Raw genomic sequence first — 12,687 nt, 5'->3', positions numbered from 1 at the left:
AGGATCGTAGGCGTTCGATTGCGGGGGCGCCCACCCGCCACCCCCCATCGGCGTTCCCTCTGCTCTCCGAGTGAATTCAGAGGCCTGTGCGGCTGGGGATTGCGCAGGTCACCCGCTTCCCATGCCTATATGACTAAACCCCGTCCGCTTCCCGGCCGCTGCCGCCCCTGGAGGTCCCATGCACACCCCCGCCCAGCTGATCGGCGCCGCGGCCACCCTCGTCGCCCTCGGGATCCTGACGGTGGCGAGCGTCCGCAGCATCAGCCGCCGCAAGGACGTGTCACCCGGGGCTCGGCCCTAAGCCGTGTCCGGCCGCCTGGGCCGCTCCAGCCGCGCCACCCCCGCCTTCAGTTCCTCCCGTCCGATGGCGGCGGCCCGGGTCGACGGGACCGTGCAGGCGTAGGCGCCGGCCACCGCGCCGTGCAGGGCGCTGCGGTGGGGCGGGGTGCCGTCGAGCCAGGCGTGGAGGAACGCGGCGGCGAAGGCGTCGCCCGCGCCGTTGGAGTCGACGACCGGTTCCGGGGGCGGGGCAGCGGGTACGTGGGTGAGCTCGGGCAGCCTGCTGTCGTCGGCCGCCGGGATGCTGATCCTCACGCGGTTGGAAGTGGACAGCTCCCACGTGTTCCCGGTGTACCTCACGCCGTCCATGATCCTCACCGGTATCGGACTCGGCTGCCTGCTCGCGACGGCGACGAACAGGGCGACGGTCCGGCTCGACCCCGCCGAGGCGGGTGTCGCGTCGGCGGCGTACAACACCGTGCAGCAGGTGGGGGCCGCGTTCGGTACCGCGCTGCTCAACTCCATCGCGACACGTGTCACCACGTCGTATCTCAAGGACCACGGCAGCGGCACGGACGCCGTCAACACCGGGACGGTGCAGGGCTACACCGTGGCGCTCTGGGTGGCCTTCGGCCTTCTCGTGGGCGGCGCGCTCCTGGTCGGCCTGCTCTCACGAGGCGGACAGCGAACCCCACCTCCGGACGCGGTGGCCGAGACGACCGGCTGAGTCCGGCCCATCCGCCAACCCCGAGGCCCACCGGACCTCGCCCCGCGCCGCACCCGAGGGTCCTGGCGGGCTCCTCCGGCTTTGCAGATACGTTGGACACGGGCGATCGGCCGGGCGGGCGGACTCCGAAGGGGATCACACCCGGCGTTCCCCGGCATGATGGTGCCTGGCGGCCCGCACAGAAGGCCGCGAAGTGCTGCCCGGCGAGCCGAGAGAGAGACATGAGCAGAACACTGACGCAGGCCGGAAGGTCTGCGGGAAGCGTGGTGTGAGGCCATGCACATCGTCATCATGGGTTGCGGAAGGGTGGGTTCCGCGCTGGCCCAGAACCTGGAGCAACAGGGGCACACGGTCGCCGTGGTCGACCAGGACCCCACCGCCTTCCGCCGGCTGGGCTCAGGGTTCGGCGGCCGCCGCGTCACGGGCGTCGGCTTCGACCAGGACACCCTGCGCGAGGCGGGCATCGAGGAGGCGGGTGCCTTCGCCGCCGTCTCCAGCGGTGACAATTCCAACATCATCGCCGCGCGCGTGGCCCGCGAGATGTTCGGCATCGAGAACGTCGCCGCCCGCATCTACGACCCCCGCCGCGCGGAGGTCTACCAGCGCCTGGGCATCCCCACCGTCGCGACCGTCCGCTGGACGGCCGACCAGATGCTGCGCCGTCTGCTCCCCTCCGGCGCGGAGCCGCTGTGGCGGGACCCCACCGGCGGGGTCCAGCTCGCCGAGGTGCACACCTCCACCGCCTGGGTCGGCCACAAGATCAGCCGCATCCAGGAGGAGACGGGCGTGCGCGTGGCGTTCCTGACGCGGCTCGGCGAGGCGGTCCTGCCCACCTCGCAGACGGTGCTGCAGGAGGGTGACCTGGTGCACGTGATGATGCGCACCGACGAGGTCGACAAGGTCGAGGCGGCGTTCGCCAAGGGTCCCGAAGAGGAGGGCGGTCACTGATGAGGGTCGCCATTGCCGGAGCCGGCGCCGTCGGCCGCTCGATCGCGGGCGAACTGCTGGAGAACGGCCATGAGGTCCTGCTGATCGACAAGGCGCCGACCGCCATCTCGGTCGAGCGCGTCCCGCAGGCCGAGTGGCTGCTCGCCGACGCCTGTGAGATCACGTCCCTGGACGAAGCGGCGCTCCAGCGCTGCAACGTCGTGATCGCCGCGACCGGCGACGACAAGGTGAACCTGGTCGTCTCGCTCCTCGCCAAGACGGAGTACGGCGTCCCGCGCGTCGTCGCCCGCGTGAACAACCCCAAGAACGAGTGGTTGTTCAACGAGTCCTGGGGCGTGGACGTGGCCGTCTCCACCCCGCGTCTGATGTCGGCCCTGGTCGAGGAGGCGGTGAGCGTGGGCGACCTGGTCCGCCTGCTGCGCTTCAGCCACGGCGACGCCAACCTCGTCGAACTGACCCTGCCGGAGGAGTCGGCCCTGGCCGGCACGCAGGTCGGCGACGTCGAGTGGCCGCAGGACACGTCCCTGGTGACGATCATCCGCGGCAACCGCGTGCTGACGCCCTCGCGGGAGGACTCGCTGGAGGCCGGCGACGAACTCCTGTTCGTGGCGGCCCAGGCCCGTGAGGAGCAGCTGGAGGACCTGCTGTCGGTGCGGCGGACCACGGCGAGCTGAGCCGTCTTCCGGACGAGCGGAAGGGGCGTCCCGAGCACTCGGGACGCCCCTTCCGTTTACGTCAGCGCCGGAGGCTACTGCTCCGCGGACCGGGCGGCAGCCTGCCGCTCGCGTTCCTCGGCCGCCTTCTCCTCGGCCTCCATCTCGGCGAACACGTCGATCGGCGCGGGCGCCTTCGCGAGGAACACCCACGTCAGGTACACCGCGAGCAGGAACGGCGGGATCTTCAGGGCGACCAGGACCCAGCCCAGCTGGGTGGTGTCGGCCCACCAGTACAGCGGAAAGAGGATCGCGCACTTGGCGAGCAGGATCGCTCCCCACGCGTAGCTGGCCTTCGCGTAGGCCTTCTTGCGGCCGGGGTTGCGCGTGCGCCAGGAGAGGTTCTCCTTGAAGACCGGGCCGAGGATCAGCCCGATCAGCGGCACCCCGCACAGCGTGGTGATGATGTAGGCGAGACCCAGGCCCAGCGTGTAGAGCATGCCGGGCAGGTAGAAGTCCTTGGCGTTGCCGGTCATCATCGCGAAGACGACACCGAAGGCCACGCCGAAGACACCGCTGAAGGCGTGCTTGACGGTGTCCTTCATCACCAGCCGGACCACGACCAGGCTCAGCGACACGGCCAGCGCCGCGATCGCCGAGAGGTGCAGGTCCTTGTTGATCGTGTAGATGGTGACGAAGAGGAGGCCGGGAAGCACCGTCTCCACCATGCCCCGCACGCCGCCGAACGCCTCGAACAGGGCGGCCTCGGTCACCGCCCGGGCGTCGTCCGCAGATGTCTCTTCGGTCGGCTTGTCGAGCGACGTCACCGGCTACTCCCGTCCGAGGGGTCTCAGTTCGTACTTGGGATTGAACAGCACCCGGCGGCCCCGGCTCATCGAGATCCGGCCCGACGCGATCAGTCTGCGCCCCGGCTCTATCCCCACGATGGAGCGCCTGCCGAGCCAGACCACGTCCAGCGCGGCGGAGCCGTCGAACAGCTCGGCCTCCAGGGCCGGGACTCCCGCACGCGGCCGAAGGGTGACCGTGCGCAAGGTACCAGTAACCGTCACTATCTGGCGGTCCTGGCAGTCTCCGATCCGGGTACAGCCGGCCGTCTCGCTGTCTTCGCGCAGTTCCTCGGACTCCAGGTCCTCCTGCGACGAGGAGAGCCGGTCGAGCATGCGCCGGAAACGGCCCGCCGGCTTTTCGGAACGAGGGACAGCACTCATATCTGAAGCGTACCGGGGCCCGCTGACGAAGGGCGAGGAGCCTGTTCCCGGCGCGACACCCCTCACTTCTCGAAGCGGTAGCCCATCCCCGGCTCGGTGACGAAGTGCTTCGGGTGCGAGGGGTCCGCTTCCAGTTTCCGGCGCAACTGCGCCATGTACACGCGCAGATAGTTCGTCTCCGTCCCGTACGACGGCCCCCACACCTCCTGGAGCAGCTGCTTCTGCCCGACCAGGCGACCGCTGTTGCGCACGAGGACCTCCAGCAGGTGCCACTCCGTGGGGGTGAGCCGTACGTCTTTGCCGGCCCGGTTGACCTTCTTCGCTGCCAGGTCGACGGTGAACTCGCCGGTGTCGACGATCACGTCGCCCGGGGCGTCGCCGGCCGGTTCGGCCCGGCGTACGGCGGCCCGCAGCCGGGCCAGCAGCTCGTCCATGCCGAACGGCTTGGTGACGTAGTCGTCGGCGCCCGCGTCCAGTGCCTCGACCTTCTCGTCGGAGGTGTGCCGGGCGGACAGCACCAGGATCGGCACCCGGGTCCAGCCGCGCAGTCCCCTGATCACCTCGACGCCGTCCATGTCGGGCAGCCCGAGATCCAGTACGACCACGTGGGGGTGGCGGGCGGCGGCGAGCCGCAGGGCGGTGGCACCGTCGTGGGCCGCGTCGACCTCGTACGCGCGTGCCTTCAGGTTGATCACGAGGGCGCGCACGATCTGCGGCTCGTCGTCGACCACGAGGACGCGGGTCATGAGGCCTGCCTTTCCGGTTCTGCCGCGGGACGGTGCTCCGGGCGGGTTCCCGCCGCGCGGAGGGTGAGGACCATGGTGAGCCCGCCGCCGGGGGTGTCCTCGGCGGCCAGGGTGCCGCCCATGGCCTCGGCGAAGCCGCGTGCCACCGCGAGGCCCAGGCCCACGCCCGCGCCGCGCGGGGCGTCGCCGTGGCGCTGGAAGGGCTCGAAGATGCGCTCCTTGGCCTCGTCGGGCACGCCCGGCCCCCGGTCGACGACCCGCACCTCCACCCGGTCGGCGAGCGCGCTGCCGGCGACCAGCACGGGTGCGCCGGGCGGACTGTACTTGACGGCGTTCTCCACGAGGTTGGCCATCGCCCGCTCCAGCAGCCCGGGGTCGACGGCGACCATGGGCAGCGTCTCGGGCACGTCCAGGCAGGCACTGCCCTCGGGCACACCGCCGAGCGCCATCGGCACCACCTCGTCGAGGTCGATCTCGCGGATCAGCGGGGTGACGGTGCCCGTCTGGAGCCGCGACATGTCGAGCAGGTTGCCGACGAGGTGGTCGAGCCGGTCGGCGCCCTCCTCGATGCCCGCCAGCAGCTCGGCCCGGTCCTCCTCGGACCATTCGACGTCCTCGGAGCGCAGGGAGCTCACCGCCGCCTTGATCCCGGCGAGGGGGGTGCGCAGATCGTGGCTGACGGCGGCCAGCAGGGCCGTACGGATGCGGTTGCCCTCGGCGAGCGTGCGGGCCCGGTCGGCCTCCTCCCGGAGCCGGCGGCGGTCCAGGACGACGGCGGCCTGGGCGGCGAAGGCGGCCAGCACCCGGCGGTCCTCGGCTGGCAGCACGCGGCCGGTGAGGGCCAGGGCCATGTGGTCGCCGACGGGCATGTCCACGTCCGCCTGATCGGGCCGGTCGACGGGGCGTCCCCGGCCGACGCGGCCGGCGCAGGTCCAGGGCTCGACGTCGCTCGCCCGTTCCAGCAGGGCCGCCGACTCCATGCCGAAGGTCTCCCGGACCCGTTCCAGCAGGTCCTCCAGGCCCGTCTCGCCGCGCAGCACGTTGCCGGCGAGGAAGGACAGAATCTCGGACTCGGCCCGCAGCCGGGCCGCCTGATGCGTGCGGCGGGCGGCGAGGTCGACCACGGAGGCCACCGCCACACCGACCGCGACGAAGATCACGATGGCGACGATGTTCTTCGGGTCCGCGATGGTCCAGCGGTGCAGGGGCGGTGTGTAGAAGTAGTTCAGCAGCAGGGAGCCCACCGCCGCCGAGGCCAGGGCGGGCAGCAGTCCGCCGAGCAGGGCCGCCGCCACCGTCAGCGCCAGGAACAGCAGCATGTCGTTGGCGAGGCCGAGGTCGACGGCGTTGAGCAGCGCGGCGAGCAGCGGTGGTCCGGCGACGCCGGTGATCCAGCCCCACACCCGCCGGGAGCGTCCGAGCCGCGCGCCCCGGGCGACCGGCAGCCCCCGGCCCCTGGCGACCTCGTCGTGGGTGACGATGTGCACGTCGAGGTCGGGTCCGGACTCCCGGGCGACCGTCGCTCCGACGCCGGGCCCGAATACGTACTGCCAGGTCTTGCGGCGCGAGGAGCCGAGCACGATCTGGGTGGCGTTGACGCCGCGGGCGAAGGCGAGCAGCGCGGCCGGTATGTCGTCGCCGACGACATGGTGGAACGTTCCGCCCAGGTCTTCGACCAGGGTCCGCTGCAGCGCCAGTTCCTTGGGCGAGGCCGAGGTCAGCCCGTCGCTGCGGGCTATGTAGACGGCCAGCACCTCGCCGCCTGCGCCCTTCTCGGCCAGCCGGGCGCCCCGGCGGATGAGCGTGCGGCCCTCGGGACCGCCGGTCAGACCGACCACGATCCGCTCGCGCGAGCCCCAGATCGCCGACACCCGGTGCTCGCTGCGGTATTGGGTGAGGTAGGCGTCGACCCGGTCGGCCACCCAGAGCAACGCCAGCTCGCGCAGGGCGGTCAGGTTGCCGGGACGGAAGTAGTTCGACAGGGCGGCGTCGACCTTGTCGGGCTGGTAGACGTTGCCGTGCGCCATCCGCCGCCGCAGCGCCTGGGGCGTCATGTCGACCAGCTCGACCTGGTCGGCCCGGCGCACCACCTCGTCCGGCACGGTCTCCTGCTGCCGCACCCCGGTGATCGACTCGACGACGTCGCCGAGGGACTCCAGGTGCTGGATGTTGACGGTCGAGACCACGTCGATCCCGGCGGCGAGCAGTTCCTCCACGTCCTGCCAGCGCTTGGCGTTGCGGGAGCCGGGGATGTTGGTGTGGGCGAGTTCGTCCACCAGGGCGACCTGGGGGCGCCGGGCGAGGACGGCGTCGAGGTCCATCTCGGGGAAAACCCCGCCGCGGTACTCCAGTTCCCTGCGCGGCACCTGCTCCAGGCCGTGCAGCAGCACTTCGGTCCGGGGCCGTCCGTGGTGCTCGACGAAGGCCACCACGCAGTCGGTGCCCCGCTCGACGCGGCGGTGCGCCTCGGCCAGCATCGCGTACGTCTTGCCGACGCCCGGTGCTGCACCGAGGTGGATCCGAAGCTTGCCGCGTGCCATGGCCCCATTGTCTTCCGGTGGTCTGCGAGTGCGCAGCGTCGACCCTACGGCCGCAAAGCGCTGCATCCGGGCGCCGGGCACCCTCAGGGGCGCACTTTGACGGAACTCTGACGCGGGCCGGCCAGCCGGAGGGGCCGGGCACCGGGGTCCCCGCCCGACGCCCGGCCGTCAGGAGGTCAGGCGGGGTTGTCGCCGTGGGTGAGGGTCTCCCAGGCGACGAAGAGGTTGTTGCTCCCGGCGGGGCGGCCCCGCAGGGTCAGGGTCCCGGTGTTGGTCATGGCGTGTCCGAGCCGGTTGGCCAGGGCGTTGTGCCCGACCTCGGAGACCGGCCCGAGGCCGAGTTTCAGCGAGCCGCCGCACAGCCAGCCCTCGGCACCGGCGCCCAGCTGGTACCTGGCGTGGAAGCCGAGCCCGTGCCGCAGCCTCTCGCCCACGTCCGTGCCGTAGAGGTCCTGACCCTGGATGCGGCTGGTCTCGGCGACGTGCGAGATGGCCGAGAGGCCGTAGCCGGTGTGTGTGAAGTCGCGGCAGGTTTCCTGGCTGAGTCCGTTGACGAAGGTCGTCTGCCCCTGCCAGTACTTGACGATCTTCTCCCGGGTGTCGAGGTTCTGGCTCGGCACGGTCTTCGGGAGCGCTCCGTCGGACTCCAGGTAGACGTAGGCGGCCGTCCGGGTCCGGAACTTGGCCATGGCCTTGTCGTAGGAGGCCTTGTCCTCCAGGAAGACGGAGATGCCGACGGCGGCCTCCATCATCGACAGCTCCCAGTTCCCGTTGGAGTGGGAGCCGCTGATGATCTCGGGCAGGTAGACGGTGCGGAGCATCGTGGCGAAGCGGCCGGAGTTCGCCCAGGTGCCGGTGTAGGTGTGCTTGATGATCTCGGCGGCCCGGGGCCAGGAGGAGCCGGCCCAGCCGGCCTGCAGGGGCGCGTTGCTGTTGGTGTGGTCCCGGATCACGGCGGACCAGGCGTCCATCAGCTCGATCGCCTTGCGGGCGTGCCGTTCGTCGCGGGTGATGTACCAGGCGAGCGCGTGGGTGTACGCGGCGATGGCGTCCTCGCGCTCGTCGGTGCAGCCGAGGTTGGGGTTGGAGTACGAACCGCATTCGACGACCGCGCGGGGCTTGGGCGTGCGGTTCAGGTCGGCGTACTTGCTCGCCGTCATCCGGTCGAGGGCGCTCTTCCAGGGCTGGGCGCCGGCGTTGACCTTGGACCGGGTGAAGTCCAACTGCCCCTTCGAAACGGTGACTCCGGGGTGGACGAAGGCGGCGGGGGCGCTGGGAGCGGCGTCGGCGGGCCGGGCGAGGACACCGGCGACGAGGGCGGCCGAAGCCGCGAGGAGAGCGGTTCTGCGCATACGTGGGGGGCCTTCCGTTCTCGTATGTGAACGTGAAGCGCCTTTATGAACAGACGCGTTGGACGGAGACGGTAGGTACAGACCAATGTGTCGTCAAGGTTCCGCGCACGAGAAAGAGCCGCACCCCCGGTGGGGTACGGCTCTGGTGTCTCTGCCGGGTCAGCGGACCTCGGTGATCTCCGGTCCGCGCTGGAGCTGGCCCATTCCGCCGGCGAAACGGGAGCCCTCTTCCTGCTGGACGCCCTCGGGGACCATCTGGGCGTCGTTCGGCAGCTTCAGGACGATCGGGTCGCGGGGCGCCATCGGGCCCTCGCCGCGGACCACGACCGTGTCCCGGAAGATCTGCTCCAGCAGCCCGGCGGCCTGCGGCTGCACCGCGCCCTGGCCCGAGATGACCCCGCGCAGGAACCAGCGGGGGCCGTCCACACCGACGAACCGCACGACCTGGAAGCCGCCGGTGCCGTCCGGCAGCTGTACGGGCACCTGGGCGCGCAGCTCCCAGCCCAGCGGCCCCTCGACCTCGTCGACGATGCCGCCCTGCTGGGTGATGCCGGTGCCGATCTCCTCGCGCACCTCGCCCCAGATGCCCTCGCGCTTGGGCGCTGCGAAGCCCTGGAGCTGGATGGCGCTGTCTTGCAGCACGACCGTCGCCGCCACGATCGCGTCGCCCGCGACCTCGACCCTGAGCTCCATGCCGTCGACGCCGGGCACGAACAAGCCGCCCAGGTCGACCCGGCCTTCGCTCGGGTCACGCACCTCGGAGCTGTCCCAGGGCCCGTCGGGGCGCGGCGCCGGTTCGAGCCTCAGGCGCTCGCGCTCTGCGTCCGCATCGGTGTCGACACCGTCGACGACCTGCTCGGCCTCGCCGGCCGCGTCCTCGGCGGCATCCCTCTTCTTGCGACGTCCGAACACGTCACTGTCCTTCCCGGTCGGATACGACCGAAGCGTATCGATTCCCACCCGCCTGACCGCCGACGGCGGCCTGACCGCTTGTGCCGCTCGTCCCGTCCACCGCCGCATGGCCTCCGGTGGACCCGAAGCCCCCCTCGGCTCGCGCGGAGCCGGGAAGCTCCGCCACCTCCTGGAAGCGGACCCTCTCGACCTGCTGCACCACCAGTTGGGCAATCCGGTCGAAGCGCTCGAACCGCACGGCCTCGCGCGGGTCGAGATTCACCACGATCACCTTGATCTCCCCACGGTACCCGGCATCAACCGTCCCCGGGGCATTCACCAGGGCGACGCCGCAGCGGGCGGCCAGGCCGGATCGCGGGTGCACGAAGGCCGCGTACCCCTCCGGCAGCGCCACAGACACCCCGGTGGGCAGCACGGCCCGCTCACCCGGCTCCAGTTGGCACGCCTCGGTGGTGCGCAGATCGGCCCCGGCGTCACCGGGCTGCGCGTACGACGGAAGCGGCACGTCGGGGTCGACGCGCCGGATCAGCACGTCCAGCGGCTGCCGGCTCATGGAGCTCGTGGGGGTCATGGGGCTTTCCGGGCTGACGGGACTGGTGGGGCTCGCGGGTCGCAAGGGGTGTTCCGTGCTCACGGGTTCACCTCGAAGGCGCGGGCGCGCCGGACCTGGTCCGGGTCGTTCATGGCGGCCTGGATCTCCTCCCGGCGGCCGTGGTCGACGAAGTGGTCGACCTTCACCTCGACGAAGAGCGCGTCCGCGCACACGGCGACGGGCCCTTCGGGGCCGCCGACACGGCCGGTCGCGGTGGAGTAGATCTTCCGCCCGGCGACCGCCGTCACCTGCGCCTCCAGGTACAGCGTGGTGCCGACGGGCACGGGCCGCACGAAGTCGGTCTCCAGCCGCCCGGTCACCGCGATCGTGCGCAGCAGCCAGTTCAGCGAGCCGAGGGTCTCGTCCAGGGCGGAGGTGAGCACGCCACCGTGCGCGAGGCCCGGAGCGCCCTGGTGGGCGGGCTGGACGGTGAACTCGGCGGTGAGCGACACGCCCTCGCCGGCCCGCGCCTGGAGGTGCAGCCCGTGCGGCTGGTCGTCGCCACAGCCGAAACACGCGCCGTAGTGCGCGCCGAGGAGCTCACCGGGCGCGGGCGCGTCCGGGTGCCGCACCGGCTGCACGGCGTCGGCCGGAGGCTGAAGAGCTGCGGAAGTACGACTCACAGCCGGAGACCTTACCCGCGCGTCGGCCCCTTCCGGACACCGTGTCAAGCTAGGCCCCATGCAGCTCTCCGCCGCCCCGTACGAAGAACGCCTCACCGCCCCGCGGACCTGGTGGCTGATCTCGTTCCTCGTGGGCGTCTCCCTGGCTCTGATCCTGCTCCCGTTCGGCACGCTGCCGATGCTCGGCGGCCTGGCCGGGGGCACCGCGGTCGCGGCCGTCGCCGCGAGCTCGTACGGCTCGGTCCGCATCCGCGTGGTAGGCGACTCCCTGATCGCGGGAGAGGCGAAGATCCCGCTGACGGCCCTGGGCGAGGCGGAGGTGCTGGACGCGGAGGAAGCCCGCGCCTGGCGCACCTACAAGGCCGATCCGCGCGCCTTCCTCCTGCTGCGGGCGTACATCCCCACGGCCCTGCGGGTGGAGGTCACGGACCCGCAGGACCCGACTCCGTACCTGTACCTGTCGACGCGCGAGCCGGAGCGCCTGGCGGAGGCGCTGCGGACGGCGAAGCCGGCGTAGCACACCTGAGCGGGACGTCACCCGGCCGCCGACCGGCCGTTCTCAGGGCCCGTCGCCGCCGGTCCGGTCGTCGCCGCGGTGGCCCTCATGACGGCCCAGGGGGTCATGGGTGATCTCGCCCATCTCCAGGGCGTCCGCCGGACGTTCCAGGCCGGGGAGCGCCTCCAGGGCCTCCCAGGGCACCTGGATCTTGCGCAGGTCCTGGCGGATCCGGCCGGCGAGCTTTCTCGTCTCGCCGCGGTTCATCGCCGCGCCCACGGCGGCGCCCACCAGGAACGGCATCAGGTTCGGCATGCTGCGGACCATGCGCTTCATGATCCGCTGCCGCAGTTCCCGCTTCATGCGGCTGTTCAGCGCCGCGCTGAGGGTCGACGGCCTGGACGCGTCGATGCCGCGCTCCCCCGACCACGAGTCGAGGTACGCGGTGCTGCGCTGCTTGAGGTTGCCGGGCGGCCGCACGCCGTAGACCTCGTGGAGTTCGGCGATCAGCTTCAGCTCGATCACCGCGACGCCGGTGATCTCGGCGGCCAGTTCCGTCGGCATCGCCGGGGGCACGGGGAGCATCGCGGCCGCGCCGACACCCGCTCCGACCGTCGCCGTCGCTTTCGCGGCGCCCGCCACGAGCTTGTCGGCGATCTCCTCGGGCCCGAGGCCCGGAAACTGCCGGCGCAGCGTCGCCAGGTCCCGCACGGGCACGCGCGGGGCCAGTTCGATGATGCGGTCGGCCAGGTGGGCCAGGCCGGCCCGGGCCCGGTCGCCGCCCTTGCGGGCGCCTTCCCTGGCCCGCTGCCGGAACGCCCCCGCCCGCCGTCTCGCGACGGGTGCGGGGACGTCCACGGACGCCGGGAGGTCACCCCGGTCCGCTGCCGGTTCGAGCGAGGCCGCCCCCGTGCCGGATGAGCCTCGCTCGTCTTCACGCACGCCGTACCGCGGGCCGTCCGTCGGCCCTTCGTCCGCTTTCCGCTGGGAGAAGCGGCGCTTCCAGGGAGGGGTCGAGCCGGTCACGGCCGACCCGCCCTCAGTCGCAGTCGCGGCAGATCGGCTGACCGTTCTTCTCCCGGGCCAGCTGGCTGCGGTGGTGCACCAGGAAGCAGCTCATGCACGTGAACTCGTCCTGCTGCTTCGGGAGCACCCGGACGGCCAGTTCCTCGTTCGAGAGGTCGGCTCCGGGCAGTTCGAGGCCTTCTGCCGCCTCGAACTCGTCGACGTCCACGGCGGAGGCCGACTTGTCGTTCCTCCGAGCCTTCAGCTCTTCGAGGCTGTCCGAGTCGACGTCGTCGTCGGTCTTGCGTGGAGTGTCGTAATCGGTTGCCATGGTCGCTCTCCCCCTCTGGGTGTCTGCGGTGTCTCCAGCGCACGTAACGCGTGAGAGGCCGGACTTGTGCCCGACCTGAGGCGGAGATTTTGCCTCACATCAAGGTCTGTTACTCAATCGACACCCAACCGGACTCCTCATGAGTGATCGGCTTGGATGGCGATGGGGACCGTACACGGTCCGAATGCTGCACGCCAAAGGCGTCTCACCGTGTACTTCCCGTGATCAAGACCCCCGAAAACCGGGATTATCCC

15 protein-coding genes and 1 pseudogene are annotated in these 12,687 nt (G+C 71.4%); 5 read left to right on the top strand and 11 right to left on the bottom strand.

From position 1 onward, the window contains the following. Positions 1–178: 178 nt before the first annotated feature. Positions 179–301: a hypothetical protein gene (locus tag OO68_RS48280; RefSeq protein WP_258199080.1), complete on the top strand. Its 123-nt coding sequence runs from the start codon at positions 179–181 to the stop codon at positions 299–301. Here the strand turns inward: OO68_RS48280 and OO68_RS45390 are convergent. Further along, a pseudogene (locus OO68_RS45390) lies at positions 298–552 on the bottom strand (PfkB family carbohydrate kinase); the annotation flags it as partial. The gene OO68_RS48280 and the pseudogene OO68_RS45390 overlap by 4 nt on opposite strands. 52 nt (positions 553–604) lie before the next feature. Between OO68_RS45390 and OO68_RS45385 the strand changes: the two are divergent. The 3 genes from OO68_RS45385 to OO68_RS12455 all read left to right on the top strand — a co-directional run bounded on the left by OO68_RS45385 (position 605) and on the right by OO68_RS12455 (position 2,628). After that, entirely contained in the window at positions 605–1,006 is a 402-nt protein-coding gene (locus tag OO68_RS45385; protein WP_245236950.1) for an MFS transporter, read from the top strand. Between the two features lie 276 nt (positions 1,007–1,282). After that, positions 1,283–1,954 carry a potassium channel family protein gene (locus OO68_RS12460; protein WP_033308364.1) on the top strand — a complete coding sequence of 224 codons (672 nt, stop codon included), beginning with the start codon at positions 1,283–1,285 and terminating at the stop codon, positions 1,952–1,954. Beyond that, entirely contained in the window at positions 1,954–2,628 is a 675-nt protein-coding gene (locus OO68_RS12455; protein WP_033308363.1) for a potassium channel family protein, read from the top strand. Before OO68_RS12460 ends, OO68_RS12455 begins: the two co-directional genes overlap by 1 nt. 74 nt (positions 2,629–2,702) lie before the next feature. On the opposite strand, the gene OO68_RS12450 is transcribed toward OO68_RS12455, so the two are convergent. The 8 genes from OO68_RS12450 to OO68_RS12415 all read right to left on the bottom strand — a co-directional run bounded on the left by OO68_RS12450 (position 2,703) and on the right by OO68_RS12415 (position 10,601). Next, complete coding sequence (locus tag OO68_RS12450; RefSeq protein WP_033308362.1) at positions 2,703–3,434, bottom strand: DUF3159 domain-containing protein; 732 nt, start codon at positions 3,432–3,434, stop codon at positions 2,703–2,705. Between the two features lie 3 nt (positions 3,435–3,437). Continuing rightward, the gene (locus OO68_RS12445; protein WP_078625258.1) at positions 3,438–3,836 is read right to left on the bottom strand and encodes an OB-fold nucleic acid binding domain-containing protein; all 399 of its coding nucleotides are present in this window, start codon (positions 3,834–3,836) and stop codon (positions 3,438–3,440) included. 62 nt (positions 3,837–3,898) lie between these two features. Then, the gene (locus tag OO68_RS12440) at positions 3,899–4,582 is read right to left on the bottom strand and encodes a response regulator (protein WP_033308360.1); all 684 of its coding nucleotides are present in this window, start codon (positions 4,580–4,582) and stop codon (positions 3,899–3,901) included. After that, positions 4,579–7,122, bottom strand: coding sequence for a sensor histidine kinase (locus tag OO68_RS12435; RefSeq protein WP_033308359.1), 2,544 nt, complete (start codon positions 7,120–7,122; stop codon positions 4,579–4,581). Before OO68_RS12435 ends, OO68_RS12440 begins: the two co-directional genes overlap by 4 nt. 176 nt (positions 7,123–7,298) lie before the next feature. Then, positions 7,299–8,474, bottom strand: a complete 1,176-nt coding sequence (locus OO68_RS12430) for an alginate lyase family protein (RefSeq protein ID WP_033308358.1) — start codon at positions 8,472–8,474, stop codon at positions 7,299–7,301. A 159-nt stretch (positions 8,475–8,633) separates the two neighbouring features. After that, positions 8,634–9,386: a DUF3710 domain-containing protein gene (locus tag OO68_RS12425; RefSeq protein WP_033308357.1), complete on the bottom strand. Its 753-nt coding sequence runs from the start codon at positions 9,384–9,386 to the stop codon at positions 8,634–8,636. A gap of 1 nt (position 9,387) precedes the next feature. Next, the gene (gene dut, locus OO68_RS12420; protein ID WP_033308490.1) at positions 9,388–9,939 is read right to left on the bottom strand and encodes a dUTP diphosphatase; all 552 of its coding nucleotides are present in this window, start codon (positions 9,937–9,939) and stop codon (positions 9,388–9,390) included. A 77-nt stretch (positions 9,940–10,016) separates the two neighbouring features. Next, the gene (locus OO68_RS12415) at positions 10,017–10,601 is read right to left on the bottom strand and encodes a PaaI family thioesterase (protein WP_033308356.1); all 585 of its coding nucleotides are present in this window, start codon (positions 10,599–10,601) and stop codon (positions 10,017–10,019) included. Between the two features lie 58 nt (positions 10,602–10,659). Between OO68_RS12415 and OO68_RS12410 the strand changes: the two genes are divergently transcribed. Continuing rightward, positions 10,660–11,118: a DUF3093 domain-containing protein gene (locus OO68_RS12410; RefSeq protein ID WP_033308355.1), complete on the top strand. Its 459-nt coding sequence runs from the start codon at positions 10,660–10,662 to the stop codon at positions 11,116–11,118. Positions 11,119–11,160: 42 nt separating this feature from the next. Here the strand turns inward: OO68_RS12410 and OO68_RS12405 are convergent, their stop codons facing one another. Next, the gene (locus OO68_RS12405; RefSeq protein ID WP_033308354.1) at positions 11,161–12,123 is read right to left on the bottom strand and encodes a hypothetical protein; all 963 of its coding nucleotides are present in this window, start codon (positions 12,121–12,123) and stop codon (positions 11,161–11,163) included. A gap of 13 nt (positions 12,124–12,136) precedes the next feature. Next, on the bottom strand, positions 12,137–12,433 hold the full coding sequence (locus tag OO68_RS12400) for a DUF4193 domain-containing protein (protein WP_003993510.1): 297 nt from the start codon (positions 12,431–12,433) through the stop codon (positions 12,137–12,139). Between the last annotated feature and the right edge of the window lie 254 nt (positions 12,434–12,687).

The organism is Streptomyces iakyrus (assembly GCF_000717055.1).
In the GTDB taxonomy this organism is placed as follows: domain Bacteria; phylum Actinomycetota; class Actinomycetes; order Streptomycetales; family Streptomycetaceae; genus Streptomyces; species Streptomyces iakyrus.
This window is presented reverse-complemented; position numbering and strand designations above follow the sequence as displayed.